Origin of the sequence: Clostridium sp. AM42-4, assembly GCF_003480105.1 — a bacterium.
Lineage (GTDB): Bacteria > Bacillota > Clostridia > Lachnospirales > Lachnospiraceae > Brotaphodocola.
In genome coordinates, this window is the sequence record NZ_QUIK01000006.1 from 149,038 (window position 1) to 171,042 (window position 22,005).

The window sequence follows — 22,005 nt, forward strand, 5'->3', positions numbered from 1 at the left end:
CAACAATGACGTTTGCATAGAGAAAGGCATCAATCTTATGGCAATCAGAAACAAAAAAGACATACAAAGTCCATTGGGCTTATATGTCTTTTACCTGCAGCTCCTAAAACCAATCTGTTACGATATGGTACGGATCCATGGTTTCTGCAGTGATATAGTATTCGCCGGTTGCAGGGACAGGCTGCCCGTCCGGGCCGATGATCTTTGCATCAGCACTTATTTCTGCCAGGGGAAGTAAGGTTGTGCAGGGTTTGATTAAGCACAGTGGGTTGTTCTCAACAATTTTGTATAGATACTTTCTTTTGTCCCCGAACCGCTCTACCACAACGCCGGCTCTGGGACTTCTTAAGGTCATTTTCATATTCATATCCTTCTTAAGGCCAGTATTCCAGAAAAGATCATGCTCCGAATGATACACGCAGTGGTGGGCCATTTGTCAGGCATGATCCTGCTTCACCAATTCTATCATTATTTGCGAGTTGCATCAATACAAAAAAGAGGCATTAAACACTGTGAAGAACACCAGGCCTTCATCGTCTATCACCACATTGCCGTGCATGGACGAAAACAGAAGGAATCAGCGATATTTAGTATTGCGATGGGTACAATACTGCGTTAGAACGGTTTCCTGTGCTAAATCATCAATAGCCTGGTCATATGGGGATTTGTTCTGTACAATGCAGAAAAGAAGCGTTGCAAGAAACAAGAAAAGTAAGAAACATATCAAATACATCGTAATTTTTGTCCTCCTGTGGTATTGAAACGGTTACTGATTTAAGCTTCGATCTTTCTTAGGTATCAGAAAGTGCCAGGCACTCCATATGCCCATTCGTGAATTGGTATAAGTGTTTAAGAAGTGGAATTTCTGGGTTCTTCAGCGAAGCATCGGTGCTAAAGAGTAAAGGTGTTTTAAAATGGCTGGTGTCCAGAAAGTGGTTCAATTTCCTTGCATCATCTAAAGTTTCGGCGATCACTATGCATGTCTGATAGGAAGTGGCATTTTGACGATCCAGTTCCGCTTTTAATGCCTTTTTATTTGAACGGTAGGGAAATACTAAGATCTGCCCCTGCAAACGCGTCTTAAGGCAGATATGGGGAATAGATGGGGCATTCTCAATGGCCTGCGCAAGGAATATCTGGTGATTGCTTCTCAGAATATTGATGCAGGCGCTATTGCGGACCAGAACTGTTAAAATTGTGGATGGATCATTTGCAGTACGGTTTGGAAAATGATCAAAAATTCTGGGATGCGGGAATAATAATTCCATTAATTTATTTGTAAATGAGCTTAACTGCAGGATAGACGGTCCGCTTGCTGTTCCGCCGCGAAATATGGAAAGTGGGATCAACAATCCTTTGCGTATCAGAGCATGGATGGGGTTTCGATAGGGATTACCGTTTCCGTCGGAAAAACGCTTGAATCTGTTTTCACACCCACAAAACAATAGAAAATCTCTTACCTGAGATGCGGTACAATACTGCAGCTCATAGACTATGGATAGGATGAGCAGTTCCAGATCAGACAATTCATTTTTTGTGATGGATTGCCATGCTCCTGATGATCTAGGGACCTGAATGGATTTAATGGTTGTGGTGCTATCAAATCGAAATGGGGAATAGGACATGGTATATGCGGTGGTATTCGCGTTCCTTTCATTTTCATTCACCGAAGAAGATGCCATCGGTGTGTTCCGTGGGGGTTATGATATGGGTCGGCTCTACTGGCGTTTGATCTTCTGCATCTGAGACAGCTTCAGTTGTTTCTGTGGTCAGATCCGTCTGGACCTGGGGTTCTGGAATGGATTTTTTATTTCCTGCGAGGAAATAATTTCCTGGTTTGCCTGAAGAAAAATACCCGTTTGATGATATGTGGGCAACGCTGAATCGTTTTTCAAAAACGGATGGATGCAACGGTCCTGGCATGAATGGCTCCCATTCGATCTTTAGTCTTGGGGCGCTCTTCTCTCTCGGTTTGGGCAGAAAATTCACTTTTCCCCTAAAGGGATAAATGGGTGAAGAATTGTTTACGGAAAAGAATATAACTTCCTGAAAGCCCAAATACCGGAATACCGTGCCAGAAAAACGTTCGGATAAGGTAGGTGTAGAGCGCCTGGAATATGAGTAAGCCGGTAGCTCTGCGGTGATTGCTGTTTCCGTAACAGTTTCCTGTGTGACGTGTTCCAGGGTCTCGCCAGCCATTTTGGAAAAGATATCCATTTCCGTGGTGCTTACGCGTCCAAATATGATCTGGTGTGCGCAGTTACCGAGCATGATGCTGTCAAGCTGTATCTTCTTTACCTGATCCAGTGTCTGGATGGCACAGATGACAGCAACCCGGTACTGGCGGAACAGTGTGAAGAAACTTTGCAGTTTCGGATGCAGGAGCACAGGAAGCTCATCGATGTAAATAAAATTTTTGATACGGTCATTTTCTGATCCAGGACGCCTGAGGACGGCCGTTTCATAGGAAAGCAGGAAAAACAGGCCAAAACCGGTTGCCACAGAATCGCCTCGCTCAAGGGCATAATTTAATATGATGATCTCACCGTACTCCAGGGCTTTATCAATATCAACGGTCTCTTCTGCTTCAAAAACATCGCGGACCAGAGGATCATTTAGGAAATTGTTGATCAGGTTTCGCAGACCATTGCAGCGATCGTACATATTTGCTTTATTTTCGCCCAGAAGGTCATTGTTGATAGTGGTGTATACCTGCTGCCACTGCCCTACATCCACAACTTCAGCAACCTGTTCTGTGCGGTCATTTCCGCTGTCTCTGACGCTGTGAACGGAATAGTGCTTAATAAGTGCATCCAGATATGGGCGGCAGCGACTACAGTCGTTGATCAGGTTCTGCACATCGGATGCTTTGGGAACCTGTCCGGGGTGCACCAGATGGTAAGTCAGCATTAATAGTTCTGCTATGCTGACAGTTACTGTTTCGTTGAGACTCGAAAAATAAGGATCGGATACGCCTGACTGGTCATAAATGGACTGGACTACGGTAGCGAAATTGGAGGCCTGGGCCGTGATGGTGGTTGCCAGCTCCTTTCCGGTCAGTGCGGGATCGATTTTAAAAGGATTGAAGCCGGTGAAACCTTCTTTGTGTTTTCTGTCTTTTAAAATCGGGTCAATCCTATGGATCTTCAGTTTGCGGTTTTTGGCCATATGGTAGCACTGATCCGCCCATGCCGCATTGGGCGCAACCACGGTGATGCCAGCGGATTGAGAGTCAAACTTGAGATGCCGGTACAACTCTCTTCTGCTGGCATTTTCTTTTTCAATCTGTTTGTCTGCGTTTGGATTTTCTAAAAGTATCGGCTCAAAGTAATTGATGGAAAAATCAGTTCCATTGAATGGGGCGCAAATCCGTAATTTCCCCTCTTTCAGGGCTTTGTAGCAGGCTTTTTTCTGATAATCCTCGTTATATACTTTCTGATCAAGGTCGTCCGCAATGGCAACCGTGAGCACACTGGATGTTTTTGCGGTGCCGGTTGTACCGTCACAGTACATATGCAAAAATCGGTCCAACTCTTTTACAACAAACTGGGATCCCGTTGAAAGATAGCGGACTGCTTTAAAATCATAAGCAAATTCTTTGGATTTCCGGAAATCTATGTACTGATCGAGTTTAAAGCGATCGATTTCATCCAGGACTAGGTCCGAAGAGAATGTGCCATATAACTTGCATCCGATATAGATGGGGATCAGAGGCGGAAGTCCGGCAAATAAGAAAACGCCCAGCTGCATGATCATGTCCTTACCAATGTACTCTCCCACCGGAATAATTGAGAGAAAATGGATCAAGGACGGATAAAAGCTGCTCATTATGAACTTCTGGATGATTATTAGATCATTCAATGCTAGGAGGATGAGACTACCATATTTATACAGATGGTAGTTCCAAAAAACGTATCTGGTAGAATACATCCAGATAATCGGAGGCACAAATAGCCAGAAAAGTGCCATTACGAGCGATAATAAATGATTTCTTAAGCAGTGATTGGAAAGATTAGAAATGGACATGATAATAATAAATAAATTTATTATTATGTTGAGAAGTAAAAATACATAAAATACACCGATCAGAGCAGGGCTCTGGCTATACTTTTTAAAATCCTTCCAGAAATCGGATACAGTTACGGTGTCGGAATCAAGGATATAGTCCTGATCATCCCCAAATGGTAAGGGCTGCATCTTTCGATTGATGGAATTGTACAACTCTCCTACTTTATCGCGTAGTATTTTTAAAATCAAACTGAGCATAAATGCATTCCTGCCTTTTCATTGAAAATATGTTACTGGTTACTGAATGAGACTGCCATCGGATTGAAAACTATAGGTTTTCCCTTGGATCACTACCGTGTTAAGGTTTAGAGATCCGTTTTTATGGAACAGATATATCTTTCCGTGAATTTTTTGCCAGCCCGTGACCATGGCTCCAGACTGATCGAAATAATATCTTTGATGATCGATCGTCCGCCAGCCGGTGGTCATAATGGATGACGTGGGATCAAAGAAGTATTTTTTGCCTGCTTTTGAATACCACCCGCGAACTGCTCTTCCGCTGTTTTCATCGTGATATGTCCATTGTTCATTGAATGATTGCCATCCAGTCAGCAGCTCGCCGCTTTCGTTAAAAGTGTAATAGTCTCCGTTTATGAGGTATCGGCCACTTATAAGGTATTCGCTATCATATTCAGCGCGTTCGGTGGAAGTAAGTTTATAGAGTTGCGAACCATTTTTCTTCTGCCAGTATCCTGTATAATAGCCGATATCTTCAGAAGATAGATATTTTGAATGATTATAAGCCAGCTCTGCTTTTTTACTGGTATACAGGTACGTTTGGTCGCTGGCAGCTTCGACTTTAAAAATATAATCTCCTGGTTTTGAATATAGAATTTCTCTGGTGTTGATAGAGGTTGTGCTGCATGTAAGTTCTTTTCCACGTTGGGTAAGACGGCCGTCCTTTTCGATGGTGTATATAGTCACATGATATGAGTCGGCATGCTCAACAGGATCCCATTCTGCGTCCGTCCCTTTCCAGCGGAGTTGCTGTGGCTGATTTAAAACCATTGGAAGCGGATAGGCATGAAGGGTAAAACTGCAGGATGAGTAATCTTCAGATATAGAGAGTCCCTGTATTGTCCCGGAATCTGAAAGACAATTTCGCTCTTTTAACCATTCGAAATCATACCCTTTTTTAGCATTAAGGGTAATCTTATAGTCCATATAAGAACCGATTGGTAAATCGCTGGCATCATACATTCCCTGATAAGTGATGGTATACTCGGAACGGCCGGGCTTAAAAGATACTTGATCTGGATTGATTTCGCCCTCCTTTGCTTTATAAATTCTCTGGATGTTTACGCTGGTGATCTTTTTGGTGTCAGCGGCATATGCTGGGATCGTCAATATGATGAACATGAATATGAGGAAAATAATGGGAACTGATTTCATTTTTATCATCTTAAAATCCTTTCACAAATTCAAATTTTGGGCACAAAAAAACATAACATAATCGGCTGCAGCAATTCTGCAGATTGATTATGTTATGCCGGAAAGCGGGTTTTGTAATAGGTATTTTATCACATCAGATGAGCTTTGTAAATTCTTACCTGATCAGAAATACTTATCAACGCTCAAACGATAATTTTTCACTTACCATATTGAATTCGCGAAAAAGCTTTTCACTATCATCTTTTTTGATAATGGATGTAATGGTGGTTCGGTTGAGACCGCTAATGGCGGTCAGAAGTTCGATCGACTCGCCCTGACGGTGCAGTTTGACAATTGCATCTCGTTTTTTCTTTGTTATATGCATGGTCATCATCCTTTTTATTCTAGGCCAGCAAATGCACTGTTCATGAATATATTATCGGAATTATTTTCCTCGGTAGTTCTACTTGAAGCGGTTTCGGTATCCTTATTTTCAGAAACAACTTTTGAGGTATCCTGTTTCATGGAAGATGTTGATTTCGTTATCGCTTCATTGGAACTATTATCAGTAGGATTTTCGTTTACCACCGGTACATATGAAAGTGCCACACTACTCTTCTCTTCTCGGGCTGTTGATCCGAAAGTAAGCTCGGCTATTTTCATATCCATTTCTGCTTGTGTATAACGGATGGGCGTATCTGTACTGATGGATTGTTCCAATATATACTCAATCGTTCGGCGTTTATTGAGGCTTGCCATTTTTAAATCGTTTTCCCATTTGACAAGTGATTCATTGCCTTTAATGCGGATCTGAAATACTTTTGGAAGCTCTTCAAGGGAAATGTCTTTCGGTGCGTAGCCGATTAAGAGAAATTGCCGCTTGATTGCGTAATTTAGTACGGCAGCGGTCAAGAATGACATTGCTTGACCGCTGCGGTTATGATACCACGTAGCGAAATGTGGCGCATTAGCTGTATTGATGTTGATTTGAATGTAGCTAGCCATTATTTGTACCTGTTTTTGAGCTGTTTATGCAGTCCGATTACAATAGCGTACATTGGAGAAATTTCGGATCCATCATCAGCACGATTTGTTAAAACCACTTTTGTAAGTCCATGATGTTCAGCCATGTATTTTTTTATGTGAGGATAATATGCGATTCCGGTGCCGCCGGTTATGAACATATTTTCAACGTCATCCAATGAATATTTTCCTTCTAATAGGCTACACAGTTTGATAGCTTCTTCTGCCAAAACTTTTTCGTAGATATCCTTTACATTGATCACGGTTGTGTTCTTACGAACTGCTGGATTACCTTCGCCTCTGGCATGATACTGTACCTGAAGATAACTAAAGTCCTCTCTTCCAGCATCTTTTACCTTCTCTTCAACATACTTATCAATGTTGTACATTGCATGATCTGTATCACTGAACGCGGTTTCTGGATTGATCGACAGATTCTTTGCCAGTTCAAATAATCCAACTGTTTTATATCCAGCATCCATCATGATACACGGTAAGGCCTTCTTATCAATAGTTAAATTACCGTCTGATGATGCACCTTGGAAAAGAAAAGCTGTGATTACCTGTGCGTTACATAAGAAATTCGCGTTTGAAAGATCCAGGTCAAAATCAAAAGTACAGGATTTGCTACCACGGCGGATTTTGAAATGATGGCGCTGCTTCAAAAATTCCTTGATCTGTGGCCATTCATTCATGCTGCCATAAGGCAAACCAATACCGATAAAATACTGCAAGTTACTGAGGTTTCTAAAAAGATGTTTGTCAACATCTTTTTCAGGATTATAGACGGTATCATATGCTACTATCGAGTATCCGATTGCTGCGAGTAAACTAATATGGAAAGTTCTGTCTTTAAAACGTTGTTTGTTTCGGTTACTATCAAGTTCTTCAGCATACATTTTTAAATTGGATTTCATACTGATGATTTGATCGATACTGTCACCGAACATGTATACAGATCCCTTGTATTCTATGTAGGTGTTGTCGCCATCTGCTACTGATAAAGCATTAATAGAATTGGTGACATCAATCATTTTAGATGAAAAGGCGAGTAAATAGTCGCCGATACAGCACTTAAATTTATCAAATCCGCAGTCAACACTCAAATATAATTTCTGGTCCATTCTTTTTCCTGCTGCTCACCCTCTCTTTTTATTACATAGATGGCAGCTTTCCCTTTCTTTTTAATTAACATCAATTTTATTATTATATCTTATGTTTTCGATGCTGTAGAACTACTAAGCCAATTTATTATTATCAAAAATAATAATGACGTTACCATTATAATACTGTGTATTTACGGAAATGTCAATATTATTATCTTCTTGAAATAGGATTGATCTAAATAAATGGCGCAAGAATTGCGTATTAGTGGCACTATAGTTGCACTGAAATGGCGATATAATGTCGCGATGATGGCATATAAATGGCGCGCTATAACCTTGATTTTGGTAAATGGCATAATAATTGCGTGATAATGGCATAATGATTGCGCTTTGATGGCGTTACTACTCTCCCACTGCTGATAAAACATAAAAATAAATTTGATGAATTCACAAAGAGAATTTTACTAATTAAACAAGTTCGAAGATGTACTTACTGAATGAAGTATCTCATGATCGATAAATAGAAATTTATCATATTTAAAATAAATCAATTCATAAAAATGATAATAATAAATATGAGAAGAAAACCGCCATAGAAAAATATAGTAAATGAATTATCAATTTTGATAATAAGAATACAATTCAAGAAACAATATAGTAATAATAACATCATCACTACTATATTAAAATGAAAATGAATGATAAATATATTTATCATTATCAAATATAGTAATAACATTATTATCATATTTAGTAATAATAAATATTCTATACATACAAAAAGGTAAAAATAAATTATTATTATCATAGCAAAAGGCCTGATTGCTGAATAAATAGCAAACATATATCTGTGTAATTTAAAGAGATTCGAACTGGAATTAAAGAATAATAGAAAATTAAGATGAGAGTAGGAGAGTGGGGTAATCAAGTAAATAAAAGAAAAAGCAATCATTAAGTATGATTGCTTTTCTAGGTATAGGATATAAATTTGTAAGATGGTATCAAATTAAAGTCCAAATAATCTTGAAAAAAACCCTTTCTTTTCTGAAGTTTGTTCACCATCATGTGAAAGCTCATCCTTTAATTTTTCGATATATTCGGATTGTTTCAATATGATTTCTTGAGCATCGCTGATAACTTGGTTGTTGAGTTCATATACTTCTTTTGAAGACGATATAATATTTTGTGCATCAGTTAACTGTTTTTGCAGCTTGTCATTTTGTCCTTTTAAAATCTCATTCTGTTTTTTTGTCTCGGAGAGTGCAGATTCATAAAACTCCCTTTGCTCTAAATAAACATCGCTAACTTTTTGGAGCAGATTTTCTATAGCTTTTTGATTTCTGGCATTAACCAAATTAAATTCATTAATAATTTGTTGATCACGTTCTGAAAGTTTATTCTTATATAAAGCCAGGATTCGCTTTCCTATAATATCAATCTGATCATCCTCATTATCGTTGTTATCATCAGCCGGCCCGTTTTCTAAAAGCTTCATGATTTCAGCATTCTGAATTCCCTTTTCTTTATAAGCAAGAATTTGCTTAAGGGTAGCATAATCAGATTCTGAATATTTGAAATTTGCACGTTTAGCATTTGCGGAAGTTGTAACGGCAACAGGATGAATATAATCGCGGAAAGTATTGATTAAGTATCGCAGATTATTCTCTGGTTTATTTAACAATTTGGCTAGCTGGCCATACGTATATAAGCCATCTATATCACTTACAATAGGACCATTATGTTCGCCTTGTTCATTTATAACAGAGCCATTATGACTACTTTGTTCAGTATCAGTTGAAGTGTCGTCAGAGTAAACAGAAGAAGAATTATCCTGAGTATCAGACTCCGCAGTTTCAGTTTTAACATCATCAAAACTCGATCCTGTGGTGTTGCTTAAGTCCTGATCAGGAACATTTTCATCTGCTTTATTACCCATAAAGTTATATTTCATGAACTCCAAAATATCACCTCTTTCATAATAACACAGTTTATTATTACTAAAAATAGTAAAAACACATGTGAAATTATTATTATTATACTAAAGCAGAATACAAAAATCAACAAATTAAGTACTGGTGGGATGAATTCTTCAATGGAGAAATCGCAGTATCATGCCACTACCCATATCCATACTTATAGTAGGTTGATACAAGGTGCGGAGTAATGACGAAATACCGGAGGAAATCTTGAGACTTTGTTTATATTATGGTAAGATAACATTGTACATTATTAACTTTCAAAAACAGGTCGTTTGGATCAGGAAGTGGCTGGAGCGTGGCTCTGGCATTAATGGCAGGAATAGAATAATTTAAAATGAGTGGGCATTGCCCTGAGGTCGATATGATCAGGGCATTGTCTATGGAGAGACTTTCCCTGTTTATATAAAACATTACAGAGAAAGTGAGGAAGATGAATGGATTTTGAGAAGAAACATCAGGAAGATCTGCAAAGACTTAGAGGTTTCCGCTTATTGGACGATGACTTCATGACTAAAGTATTTGAAGATATCTCGTGTGCGGAACTGTTACTGCGGATAATCCTGAACGATGAAGGTATCCGTGTTCTGGAAGCACACAGCCAGCGTGGTATTAAGAATTTGCAGGGACGATCCGTAAAGCTGGACATTCTTGCAGTCGATAGTCACAATCGCGTATTTAATGTAGAGGTTCAACGGAGTGACAGAGGTGCCGGCGCTAAGAGAGCCCGATACAACAGTGCACTGATCGATGCGAATGTCACCGAACCAGGTGATCAGTATGAGGATCTGAATGAGACTTTCGTGATCTTTATTACAGAAAATGATGTCATGAAGGCGGGACTCCCGATCTATCATATAGACCGGGTAGTAAGGGAAACTGGAAAATTATTTGAGGATGAGGAACATATTATATATGTAAATTCCCAGATTAAGGATGAAACAAAACTTGGACGATTGATGCATGATTTTAGTTGTACAGATGCAAAGGATATGTACAACAAGGTTCTTGCAGATCGTGTCCGGTATTTTAAAGAAGATGAGAGAGGAGTGGAGATTATGTGTCGTGAGATGGAAATAATGAGAAATCAGGCACATGAGGAAGGCATTGAAAAAGGCAGAATTATGCAGTTAATTAAGCAAGTCTGTGTAAAAATGCAGAAATTTTCTTCCGCAGAGGAAGTTGCAAATGATCTTGTTGAGCAAGACGTTCCTTTGATTCAAAAAATTATGAATGTAGCTCCTGACTTTGCTCCGGATTATAACGTTAATGATATTTATAATGCATTAAAGTTGTAGAGCTGCCAAAACGCTCCTTATGCAGAAACAATACATTAAAAGATATTTCTCTAAGGGCTTCCGAGAGGGGGCTCTTATTTTGTTCCTTACCAAATAAATGCACATCCACATTTTCCACAAAATAAGTGGAACCAAAATTCCGTCAGACTTATTGCAACGGGGTGTTGCGGTGATTTTGGTGAATTAATATTAAGTATAACGTTTTACTTTTGCGACTTCCTTTTTTCGCACCAGTTAGTTATAATTAAATTGCAACATATGCCCCCTTAAAAAAGGGAGTACTTTGTTTTTGACAATATACCAATCACAAAGATATAAAGCATTCGACAATTGCGAAGCGATCTATGGTATATTTAGCAAAAATGGTTGACATAAAGAATGAGGATATGGCCAGGAATAATATAGAAATATACTTGATTAACAAGATAAATGTTTGCTATTAAAATGGATAATTGAGTGAGAATCATATGTAGTTTACAGACAATTTTGTAAAATGAGATACGGAGGTGTATGTCAGATGATGGAAAATGAGGCATTACAGGTAATTCAGAAAATGAATGTTAAAATAAATGGAACAGAGGACGAAGTAAAGAAATTTCACGAAGCCATGGAAGTTGCAAAGAGAGCACTCAAAAAGGGAATAGAGGTTCATCCACTTGGAGCCTTGCATGATGTAAAAAAAGGTACGCTGTATACATGCTCCAATTGTGGTACCCGTTTGGGCTGGGGGCCAAATGCAGCGAGATTGGCGAATTATTGTCATGGATGCGGCCAAAAATCGACTGGAAGGGGACACCTAGAGAATAAACAATACAGCATTATAAAATATTATGCCTAAAGGGAGAGATAAAATGATATTAGACAGAGAACAGAGAGCGTCCGATCTTGCGACAAAAGCAGACAGAGATATAAGCCCAAAGCTTACAGATGAGCAGTATCATGCTCTGCTGCATTATACCTTTAAAGCCGGTTTTAAGCATCCGGTGCAGCTTCTGGAAGCGTTTGTTGGTGATTTAAGTGGATGGCACAGAAATGGATCAGATGAGGAGGAACTTGCAGGCGAATGGTTTTCGCGGGCCTATAGCGGAATGGGCGGTAGTGATTCATTCCTTTACTACCTCTACGACCACGAGACAGATATAAATGAGCTTGAGCATATTGCGGTTACGTTTGATCACGATCCGGAAGAGGTGTATGACGAAGATCCAGAAGAAGACTACAGAGAAACTTATGGGGACATTTATCCTTATGACTGGTATGAAGATTACCTGATGGATGTTCATGATGAGATCGATGCTGACCCGCGGGAAACCTGCGTGAAACTGATACGTTACCTTCTGGAAAACCAGGTAGACGGATGCATTGATTGGGGACATATAGATTTTCAATAGCTACGACCGATTCTGGCAGGAAGAGAGGGCAGGGCTGCATGAAATTTCAGATGCCAGTGCAACATATTCCACGAGTCAGGATCATCAAAAGCCCCCGCTTCAATTATTCAGAAATTGAAGCGGGGGTTAATAAGTTATCAGGATATGCAGCGGGTGTGTTGCCAGTTTCGATATTGCAATCTTAGAATTGCTTTGTTATAATCCCATCTTTGACATTTTATAAAGCCAAAAACAGCCATAGCCCCAGTGTTTATCAGGGGCGTGGCTGTTTTCGTTTTTGCATTGATATGTACTATTTTTGAAATTGTGCTATTTTTTCTGCTTCGTTTCTTTGATGATTGTCCGCATATCTGCCTTCGAGATGAATTCATAATCCGTTCGGAAACCGAAGGCTGTGTGCAGGGCATCTGTTAGTTTCGTGCGTTTGTAGGAAGGAATGTAGCCGCTGTCTTTGGACAGCAGAGTTATATTCATTTCCCGGAGTGCCTTCAAAATTTCGCTGCAAGTGAATTCTTCTCCAAGCTTCTTTTCCAGCAGGCGGTACACCAGAAGGCTGATGTAACAGGTCAGAAAGTGTGCTTTTATGCTGTCTTCCCGTCTTACAAAAACAGGTCTTGCTTCGAATTCTGTTTTTATGATCCGGAAGTTTTCTTCGATCTCCCAGCGGCGTCTGTTAATTATATTTATCTGGACGAACTCTTCAACGAAAAAGCTGTTTAATTCAATTACCCATATCCATACTTATAGCAGGTTGATACAAAGTACAGAGTAATGGCCAAATATCGGAGGAATCTTGAGACGTTGTTTTAATTATGGTAAGATAATATTGTACATTATTGGTTATCGAAAACAGATCGTTTGGATCAGGAAGTGTCTGGAGCGTGGCTTTGGCACTAGTGGCAGGAGTAGAATAATTTAAAATGAGTGGGCATTGCCCTGAGATTGATATGATCAGGGGAATGTCTACGGAGAGACTTTCCCTGTTTATATAAAATATTACAGAGAAAGTGAGGAGGATGAATGGATTTTTTTGTAAAACGAAATACGGAGGTGTATGTCAGATGATGGAAGATGAGGCATTACAGGTAATACAGAAAATGAATGTTAAAATAAATGGAACAGAGGATGAAGTAAAGAAAGTTTACGGAGCGCTGGAAGTTGCAAAGAGAGCACTCAAAAAGGGAATAGAGGCTCATCCACTTGGAGCCTTGCATAATGTAAAAAAAGGTACGCTGTATACATGTTCCAGTTGTGGTACCCGTTTGGGATGGGGACCAAATGCAGCGAGACTGGCGAATTATTGTCATGGATGCGGTCAAAAAATCGACTGGAGGGGCACACCTAGAGAGTAAACAATACAGCATTTTAAAATATTATGCCTAAAGGGAGACACGAAAAATGATATTAGAAAGAGAACAGAGAGCGTCCGATCTTGCGACAAAAGCAGACAGAGATATAAGCCCAAAGCTTACAGATGAGCAGTATCATGCTCTTCTGTATTATACATTTAAAGCCGGTTTTAAGCATCCGGCGCAGCTGCTGGAAGCGTTTGTTGGTGATTTAAGTGGATGGCACAGAAATGGATCGGATGAGGAGGAACTTGCAGGCGAATGGTTTTCGCGGGCTTATAGTGGAATGGGCGGTAGTGATTCATTTCTTTACTACCTCTATGACCACCAGGTAGATATAGATGAGCTTGAACGGATTGCGGTTACGTTTGATCACAATCCAGAAGAGGTGTATGACGAAGATTCAGAAGAAGACTACAGGGAGACTTATGGGGATATCTATCCTTATGATTGGTATGAAGATTACCTGATGGATGTTCGTGATGAAATTGATGCTGACCAACGGGAAACCTGCGTGAAACTGATACGTTACCTTCTGGAGAACCAGGTAGACGGCTGCATTGACTGGGGTCATATAGATTTTCAATAGCCACAACCGATTTTGACAGGAAAAGAGGATGGTGGCTGCCTGAAATTTCTAATACCAGTGCGGCATATTCCAAGAGACAGAATTATCGGAAGCCCTCACTTCATATTTATAAGAAATTGAAGTGGGGGTTGGTAATTCATCAGGATATGCAGCGAGTATGTTGCCAGTTTCGATATTGCAATCTTAGAATTGCTTTGTTATAATAATTTCATTAGATTATTTTTTTCAAAGATACCGCTTTTGGCGGTGAGTGAGCCCATATGGGCCTTTGGAGGGAATAGTCTATTTTTTTATATTCAAATCCCGGTTAGCGATAACTGGGATTTTTTTTATTTTAAGACTATTCCAAAAGGAGGAAACGGTGATGGAGCAAATCATCAAACAGAATACGTTCTCAAGAACGGTATTTAATGACAGTAAGCTTGGCGCTTACTACACGGATCCGGTGCATGCCACTAAAATAGGAAGGTTGTTCCGATTGCAGGGAGAATGCTGCGTTTTGGAACCATCGTTTGGTAATGCAGAAGCACTGAAGGCGTTTTTAAGTCAGTGCGAGAGGGCAGATGAAGTCGGTTCTGTCCATACATTTGGTGTGGAACTGAATCGGGAAACCTTTGAGCAGTATAAGCAGGAGATTGAATTTCCAGTATGTGCAGATTTCATTGGCGGGATCCGGGCATCGAACCGGTCATTTACATTGTGTTTTGCCAATCCGCCATATGGCGTAGGCGGAGATGATGGATCAACAAGACTAGAAAGGCTCTTTGTTGAACGCATCTTCCAGTTAATGAAAACGAAAGGATATCTTGTCTTGGTTGTTTCCTTTACCACAATGAACCTGGATGAATTTGCAAAGTCTCTGCTGGCAAGGTTTAAGCCTGTGGCCTTCTATCGTTTTGACGATGAGGAGTTTGCGAAATACAAACAGGTGGTTTTCATTGGTCAGAAGCGTGCATCGATCGGGCTATACCGGAAAGAGTACGAGGAGTGGATGAGTACAAATCCTGGGGCACCGCTTGAGAATATTCCGTACATTCCCAAAGACCCAGATACACGCATGGAAGTTCCCGTATCGCTGGAGAGTGAGATTGAGCTCTTTACAACGAAGGAATTCGATGAGGCAATTCTGCTTCATAATACGAGTGCATTGGTGCCAGTGCTTAAAAAAGCTCTGCAGACCAACGAATATCAGTCGGTTGGCCTTGGAAAGCCAATTGTTCCGCTGAAAAAAGATCTGCTGTATCTGTCTGCGATTGCGGGAGGCGGACAGGGCCTGGCCGGAAATGAAGACCGCGGCGATTTACACCTGCAAAGAGGACAGGCAAAGCCAGTTCGGGTCGAAACTCCGGAGATTAATGATGATGGAGATATTCATTCTGTTTTAGTCACAACACGCAACCAGATCACGCTGCATGTGATTGATAATTTCGGGACGATCCGAGAGTTAGCATAGGGGAGGGCAGTGTGATGAAAAACGGAATGATTAGAATCGGTATGTTTGAGGCTTATCTGGAGCGAATGCTGATCCGGGGAATCAGGGCTGCTTACATCAGTTATTTTACCCGGACATTACAGGAGGCAAAGGCGATAGCAAGTACGATGTGCACCACCGAGCAGAACACAATCTGGCTGAACAAAAACGGACAGGAGAAGCGGTATAACGTGTTTGGCAGCTATAAAGCTTACTATGTGCCGATCATGCGCGGAAAAGAGCGGTTTTATCATGGAGTGATCTTAAATGCAGCGATTGGAAACGATTTGTTCGTTTCAAAAGAAGAAACTGCAGGAGAAGAACTTTATGAAATTCTGATGAAAAAATATCCGCTGCCACTGCTTAAGTGGTGGGGAAAACCAATCCTTTCATATGCACTGAGAGAGGGTCTGATCAATGCTTATTCCAATCGGCTTCATACGGAATGCGTTGAGACGGAATATTCTCTACAGGGAACGGATGACCTGAAAGAAATGCAGATATATGATCTTGTAACCTTTGATTATGAGGCTTTAAAGTCTGCTATCCAGGTCCTGTTTGAGCAAAAACAGATCTGGATCTCAAAGAAAGAGCAGCGCTCGATCAACTTTAACAGCATGGATGAGTATTTTCGACAGTACGGATCGACGCTCGTGGAAAATCTTGAAAATCTGCTGAGCCCGGAAAGCGAACTGAAAGGTGAGGTGGATGCATTTACCCTAAACTCTATCCGACTTTACCCTCAGCAGGCAGCCATGGTGAATGGTGTTACCACACACCTCTTAAATGGCGCAACTTTTTCCATCATCTGTGAGGGGATGGGCACAGGAAAGACAGCGCAGGCTGCTGCAATCTGCGAAAGCTATTTTGTGCAGAAGGAAATGCGACGCAGCCATAGAGCACTCAAGGATATTTATATGGATGAGTCCCTGGTAAAATACAGGAATCTCGTCATGTGTCCTGGTCATCTCCTTGAAAAATGGAAAGGGGAGATCGAACGCCAGATTCCATATGCAAAGGCAACGATCATAACCGATTTTTCCCAGTTGCTGGAGATTAGAAAGCGCGGGAGTCTGAGGGTTGGAAAAGAATTTTATATCCTCTCGAAAGATTTTGCAAAGCTCTCCTATAGCTTGAAGCCGGTACCGAAAAAGGAAATTGCTAAGATGGCGTATATGAAAAAATGCAGGAATCCAGACTGCGGAGTAGAAAATATGCCCGTCCGAAAATGTGTTTCCTGCGGCGGTAAAGACTTTGAAAAAGGGACAACTAAGATCGAGACAATCTATGGAATGAAATGCCCGTATTGTGGAGAGGTGCTTGCTGCCTATACAGCGTCAGGCGGTATCTGCGGGCTTACTGCTAACGACTTTGCGTATAAAACAGGGAGGAATTCCAACTGCATCTGGTGTGGGGAATCTTTATGGATGCCGCATGTAAAAAACATCGGTGCAAAGAAAATCAGCCCCTGGTACCGGGCAACATACTTCAGAAACAAAGCCCAAAAAGGAAAGACTACGGTCTGGGTACATAAAGAATATGCAAGAAAGTATTACGCAGAGAATGAGACGGAACCGATATCTGTTTCAGAAAGAGATGGGGTAAGAAAATACTCGCCTGCTTCGTATATTAAAAAATACATGAAAGGGTATTTTGACATCGCTATTTTTGATGAGTGCCATGTGTGTAAGGACGGAGACAGTGCCCAGGGAAATGCAATGCACTGCCTGATCAAGGCAACGAAGAAACAGCTTGCACTGACTGGAACCATCGCCGGCGGAAAAGCAGAGGATCTTTATTACCTGATTTACCGGCTGGCACCGTGGAAAATGACATCGAAGGGGTACCGCTGGACAGATGTTGCGAATTTTTCCAAGCAATACGGAAAAGTGGAGCAGCGCTATGAATATGCGGGATCATCTTCGGAGGAGGATCTTGCGGAGAAAGTATCTGCCCGCGGCCGGAGTTTATCGTCGCCAAAGACAAAGCCGGGAATCAGCCCTACGATCTTTACAGACTTTTTGCTGGATTGTGCCGTTTTTCTGGACCTTTCGGACATGTCATCCTATTTGCCGGATCTAAAGGAGATGGTTGTGACCGTTCCGATGGCAAGAGAGGTGGCCCGGGATCATTCCATTCTGGTGTCAAGACTGACTGCGTATGCAAAAAGAAGAGAAAGCGGTGGATTTGCGTTACTCAGCCAGGCATTACAATATGGGCTTTTTTATCCGGACATGCCGTATGGCAACGAAGAGATCCGTAATCCGGTTGATGGAGACATTCTGATCAGAGCCGCTCAGCACGATGAATACCGTTCGGGAGAAAAACTGCTGCCGAAAGAAGAAAAGCTCATTGAACTGATAAAATCAGAGCTTTCGGAAGGCAGAAAATCCGTAGTATTCGCTGAATGCTCCGGAAAAAATGAATGGAATGTCACACACCGGCTCCGGGATATTTTGGAAGCCGCGGGGATCTTTGCCGTTGTTGTGGAAGCGGAGAGCCCGGGAGCATTAAAGAGGGAAACCTGGATTCGTGAGCGGGCAAAGGACGGCGTGGAAGTATTTATCACCAATCCAAAACTCATCGAGACAGGAGTTGATCTGTGCTGGACGGAAGGCGAGAAGAAGTACAACTATCCGACCCTGATCTTTTATCAGCTGGGATACAGTCTTTTTACTGTCTGGCAGGCTTCCAGGCGTCACTACCGGATGAACCAGACCATGGAATGCAGAACGTACTATATGGCTTACGAAGGAACCGCGCAGGCGAAAGTGATTGAACTGATCGCGGAGAAGCAGGTTGCAACGGCAGCCATTCAGGGAAAGTTCTCCGTGGAAGGAATTTCTGCCATGGCAGAGGGTGTCGATGCGAGGGTTGCACTGGCATCAAGCCTGGCGGATCAGGATGTAAAGTCTGGAAGTGCCCTGCAAAAGATGTTTGATGTGCTCCACAGCTCTGACAAACAGGCTGAGTCGTATGTGACGATGCAGGTATACGAGGAGTTGCTTGGAAAAGAAGAGGTAGAACGACGTAAAAAAGCAAAGGAAGATGAGCTGTTTGAAAATCTGTTCGGCCAGTGGGATGAAGATTTTATGGATCTGCAGGAGCCGGAAAACGAGGAACCGGCAGTGGTAGTGCCACAAAAGCAGCCCATGGCAGGTATGGCAAATATTTTTTCTTTGTTTGATTTCTAAAAAGGAGGACGTTATGAACCGATATAAAAATGATAAAGCGGATGAAACACGCATGATCCGCTTCATTGATCCGAATTACCGGGAGCTGTTTCAGATCCCGGATGGTGCGTATGTAGAGGTGAAGTATCCGAACAGCACAGTCATTGTGGCCTGCGGATGTATGGATGAGTATCATCTGCGTTTTGGCAGTGAAGTTTACCATATCTGCGAATTGGCAGAACGTCTGGAACGATGCCAGGCAACCTGTGCTCCGGAGCCGGAGATTACGGAAGATGAGTGTGCCTGGAAGTTGGGTAATAAGGGCTATTTATATGTTCAGGTTTCGGAAGGTGGCTATGATTACCAGTTATACCATTCCGATTTTTCAGAGTGGGATGGCGGCCAGGTAGATACGGACGGCACCATGAATGAAGCCAAAAGGATGATTTTGGAAATGTATGAAATGGATACGCAGACGCATGAGCGTATCTTAACAGATGAACTGGAAAATTCAGTGGAAGAGAAAGGGGAAACATATGAGTAAGATGATGATCGTTGCAGCTACCAGCGAAAAGATGTTGGAACTGATGGATAAGATCACGATTGAAGAGGGGGTTATCAGCTTTCTGGCCAGTAATAAGGCAACGGCAAAAGGTTACCCGTGTATGTTTTCCGTAGAGGGAAAAACGACCACCGCCAGCGTGAAGTTCGAGGCTAAGATCAAAGGACTTGATGAAAAGGGTGAAGTGGTGCCGGTTGAGAAACTTTCCGTTTACTTGCCGGCGCGGTTTGCTGGTTCGGTCAGAGCTGTTGCGGAGCAGACCGACATTGTATATATGCAGTTTGAGGAAAAGCAGGTGACACTGCTTTCCCAAAAACCAGCTATTCAGATCCCGGTAGGCTTCGTGGAAGAACCGACCAAGGTGAAAAATCCGAAAACGGATGCATTTAGCATGAGTATTCCGTTGGAGAAAATCTCACAGTATTTACCCCACATGGCAACTACAAAAAGTGGGATCGGCTTCCTTCCGGTATTATCCGGAGAGGGCCCGATTTTGAAAATGGCATCCACGGATCGCCAGAACACGATGTTAACGGTGGATTTATCTCCAACGATGGTCCGTTTTGAAAGTAAAGACCGGTCTGAGGTAAAAGAGGAAGATTATAAACCTTATGTAGATGCAATTTCGACCTATCTGACGATCCAACCGGGAACACTGATCAGGATTCTGGCATGCAACAAAAGCTATAATCAGCTCGGTATTTCATTCCAGTTTGATGAGGAGCATAAAAACATCATTGGTATCGCTCTTAAGTGGCCGGATGCGATTTATCAGCTTCGCTTGAATATACAGAGCGCTGTTGATAAGCGGATGTATGAAGCGGCTTTCAGAAATACGGAAACCGTGCAGTATGAATTTCAGGCCAACAGCAACAGTTTAAGACGCGCGCTTAGCGTTATGAATGCAGGTGCCCAGAAGGTTGATACGGTAAAAGTTTCATTTGAAGGACAGATGATGAGCATCTCTGACATGAAGAATGATAACTTTGTATCAGCTATTGATGTCAAGACGACTGCGGAAAGCGGAGAGTGCTTTTACGAGAAGCTGTCCCTGTTTATGAATTTTCTGAAACCGTATACGGAAGATGTGAAAATTTATAAGGGCTGGTGCATCTGGACCAAGGATGATGAAAACCATTTCATTCATCTGGTAACGCTGCATACAGGACCGGGCAATCAGTCGACAAAAGGGGAAGAAGATCAGGAAGAGGAAACACAGGAAGAAGAAACGGAAGAAAGTTCCGAAGAAGATTCCAACAAGTAATTTGTTTGTTTATGGGAAAGCTGCTGCATCTGCGGCAGTTTCCCATGAATTTCTGGTTGTTCTGCATATATCCAGTATCCCAACCAAGTTAGGGTAATGGATATGGGCAGAAACTGTTCATAACCAATAGAAAAGATGAAGGAGGACATCAGGAATGTTCAGAAGATGGAAAGAAAATGGAAGGAAGGCACTTCTGACCATGCAGGCGGCAGTCTTAAGTGGAATGATGACGATCTGCTCTTATGCGGAGACGGTCCAGGATGCAAATTGGATGAAAGAAGATGCGACAAGCGGAGGACTTTTTACGGAAGCAATCACGAAGGTGCAGGATGTGTTCCGAAGCGGCTACTCTTTTGCGATTGTGGTGGCTGTGGGACTTTTTGTACTGCTCTTTATCTATGCAGGCGTAAAACTGTCATTTGGTGATACTTCTGACGCAAAGCAGACGAAGCAGAAGATATTCCGGATCTTCGTGGGCATGATCTGTGCGTTTGGGGCAATCTTCTTTGTAAGTCTGGTTTATAAGGCGGCTGGTGATGCGTTCCAGTAGAAAAAAACGGCCAGGTGCATGGATCGGAATTGTTTTAGCGAGTTCCTTTTTGCTGGTAGGTGCGATGAAAATGAGTGCCTATGCGGAACCGGCAGAATCAACTGAAACGGCAGAAATCACAGAGTCTTCAACCGGCGCGGGACTGTCGGATATGGATTTTGGAATGGGAGATGGGCAGATTGAGCTGGATCCATACGATCAGGTATCCGACTTTGGGTTTAGTGACAGCGAAGCGTTACAGAGCCCGATTGCCTCTTTTTACAGTTTATGCCTGTATTTGTCCATAGGCGGTATGGTTCTGTCATTGATCGTAGCAGGAATTAAGCTGGCGGCAAATGATACCGGCCATGGGAAACATCAATTTCTTGACGTGGTTGGAGCGAAAGTGATCGTGTTTTTTAGCATTAGCTGCTTAGTGGGACTTATCAATTTGTTTTTGGGCATGCTGCAGCATTAGAAACGGAGGAATGGCATGGATCAGCTGACAGAACTTAGACCACCGGATTTTACAGATGTGACAAAATGGTGGATCTTTTCAAACAAATCATTACTGGTGTGCCTGGGCGGCGGAGTGATTGCCTATCTTCTTTTTAAGATCACGGCAATGATCCACTTGGCTTTTCTGGGTGTGTGGCTTGGCGTGATGCTTGAGGCAGGACTTTTTACCGGGGTCACTTTTCCGGTCCCCGATTTTGGCAGTTCCCTGCTGGCATTTGGTGGACGTACTGCCGATGAGCTCATTATCAGTCTGATTGCGCATCGGTTAAATCGCAGAACTTATTACAAAAACACGGAATGGGAGGAAGAATTCTAA

General features: G+C 41.8%; 20 protein-coding genes. 12 read left to right on the forward strand and 8 right to left on the reverse strand.

Features of this window, described 5'->3' with window-relative positions; genetic code table 11:
* Positions 1-103 precede the first annotated feature (103 nt).
* The 8 genes from DW922_RS06685 to DW922_RS06725 all read right to left on the reverse strand — a co-directional run bounded on the left by DW922_RS06685 (position 104) and on the right by DW922_RS06725 (position 9,519).
* Positions 104-361: a hypothetical protein gene (locus tag DW922_RS06685; RefSeq protein ID WP_147353368.1), complete on the reverse strand. Its 258-nt coding sequence runs from the start codon at positions 359-361 to the stop codon at positions 104-106.
* 430 nt (positions 362-791) lie between these two features.
* Positions 792-1,682: a hypothetical protein gene (locus DW922_RS06690; protein WP_147353369.1), complete on the reverse strand. Its 891-nt coding sequence runs from the start codon at positions 1,680-1,682 to the stop codon at positions 792-794.
* Positions 1,660-3,828, reverse strand: a complete 2,169-nt coding sequence (locus DW922_RS06695) for a TraM recognition domain-containing protein (RefSeq protein ID WP_182431699.1) — start codon at positions 3,826-3,828, stop codon at positions 1,660-1,662. The genes DW922_RS06690 and DW922_RS06695 overlap by 23 nt, the downstream gene beginning before the upstream one ends.
* A 477-nt stretch (positions 3,829-4,305) precedes the next feature.
* Entirely contained in the window at positions 4,306-5,469 is a 1,164-nt protein-coding gene (locus DW922_RS06700) for a hypothetical protein (RefSeq protein ID WP_118542811.1), read from the reverse strand.
* 166 nt (positions 5,470-5,635) lie between these two features.
* A complete protein-coding gene (locus DW922_RS06705; protein WP_118542810.1) occupies positions 5,636-5,824 on the reverse strand; it encodes a hypothetical protein in 189 nt (62 codons plus the stop codon).
* A 14-nt stretch (positions 5,825-5,838) separates the two neighbouring features.
* A complete protein-coding gene (locus tag DW922_RS06710; protein WP_118542809.1) occupies positions 5,839-6,444 on the reverse strand; it encodes a hypothetical protein in 606 nt (201 codons plus the stop codon).
* Positions 6,444-7,586 carry a hypothetical protein gene (locus DW922_RS06715; protein WP_118542808.1) on the reverse strand — a complete coding sequence of 381 codons (1,143 nt, stop codon included), beginning with the start codon at positions 7,584-7,586 and terminating at the stop codon, positions 6,444-6,446. Before DW922_RS06715 ends, DW922_RS06710 begins: the two co-directional genes overlap by 1 nt.
* Before the next feature lie 988 nt (positions 7,587-8,574).
* A complete protein-coding gene (locus DW922_RS06725; protein WP_347560276.1) occupies positions 8,575-9,519 on the reverse strand; it encodes a MerR family transcriptional regulator in 945 nt (314 codons plus the stop codon).
* A gap of 462 nt (positions 9,520-9,981) precedes the next feature.
* On the opposite strand from DW922_RS06725, the gene DW922_RS06730 reads away from it, so the two are divergent.
* The 12 genes from DW922_RS06730 to DW922_RS06790 all read left to right on the forward strand — a co-directional run bounded on the left by DW922_RS06730 (position 9,982) and on the right by DW922_RS06790 (position 22,005).
* Positions 9,982-10,842, forward strand: a complete 861-nt coding sequence (locus DW922_RS06730) for a PD-(D/E)XK nuclease family transposase (RefSeq protein WP_118542805.1) — start codon at positions 9,982-9,984, stop codon at positions 10,840-10,842.
* A gap of 517 nt (positions 10,843-11,359) precedes the next feature.
* A complete protein-coding gene (locus tag DW922_RS06735) occupies positions 11,360-11,680 on the forward strand; it encodes a hypothetical protein (protein WP_118542804.1) in 321 nt (106 codons plus the stop codon).
* 13 nt (positions 11,681-11,693) lie between these two features.
* Positions 11,694-12,233: a hypothetical protein gene (locus DW922_RS06740; protein WP_118542803.1), complete on the forward strand. Its 540-nt coding sequence runs from the start codon at positions 11,694-11,696 to the stop codon at positions 12,231-12,233.
* 1,061 nt (positions 12,234-13,294) lie between these two features.
* Positions 13,295-13,585 carry a hypothetical protein gene (locus DW922_RS06750; protein WP_118542802.1) on the forward strand — a complete coding sequence of 97 codons (291 nt, stop codon included), beginning with the start codon at positions 13,295-13,297 and terminating at the stop codon, positions 13,583-13,585.
* Positions 13,586-13,631: 46 nt separating this feature from the next.
* Entirely contained in the window at positions 13,632-14,171 is a 540-nt protein-coding gene (locus tag DW922_RS06755) for a hypothetical protein (RefSeq protein WP_118542801.1), read from the forward strand.
* Between the two features lie 364 nt (positions 14,172-14,535).
* Positions 14,536-15,624 carry a DUF6094 domain-containing protein gene (locus DW922_RS06760; RefSeq protein ID WP_118542800.1) on the forward strand — a complete coding sequence of 363 codons (1,089 nt, stop codon included), beginning with the start codon at positions 14,536-14,538 and terminating at the stop codon, positions 15,622-15,624.
* Between the two features lie 14 nt (positions 15,625-15,638).
* Positions 15,639-18,836 (forward strand): hypothetical protein, encoded by a 3,198-nt coding sequence (locus DW922_RS06765; protein ID WP_118542799.1) that lies wholly within the window; start codon positions 15,639-15,641, stop codon positions 18,834-18,836.
* A 13-nt stretch (positions 18,837-18,849) separates the two neighbouring features.
* Positions 18,850-19,359 (forward strand): LPD16 domain-containing protein, encoded by a 510-nt coding sequence (locus tag DW922_RS06770; protein ID WP_118542798.1) that lies wholly within the window; start codon positions 18,850-18,852, stop codon positions 19,357-19,359.
* Positions 19,352-20,641 carry a hypothetical protein gene (locus tag DW922_RS06775; protein WP_118542797.1) on the forward strand — a complete coding sequence of 430 codons (1,290 nt, stop codon included), beginning with the start codon at positions 19,352-19,354 and terminating at the stop codon, positions 20,639-20,641. The genes DW922_RS06770 and DW922_RS06775 overlap by 8 nt, the downstream gene beginning before the upstream one ends.
* A gap of 154 nt (positions 20,642-20,795) precedes the next feature.
* Entirely contained in the window at positions 20,796-21,191 is a 396-nt protein-coding gene (locus tag DW922_RS06780) for a hypothetical protein (protein WP_118542796.1), read from the forward strand.
* Positions 21,178-21,648, forward strand: coding sequence for a hypothetical protein (locus DW922_RS06785; RefSeq protein ID WP_118542795.1), 471 nt, complete (start codon positions 21,178-21,180; stop codon positions 21,646-21,648). Before DW922_RS06780 ends, DW922_RS06785 begins: the two co-directional genes overlap by 14 nt.
* Before the next feature lie 15 nt (positions 21,649-21,663).
* Positions 21,664-22,005, forward strand: coding sequence for a hypothetical protein (locus tag DW922_RS06790; protein ID WP_118542794.1), 342 nt, complete (start codon positions 21,664-21,666; stop codon positions 22,003-22,005).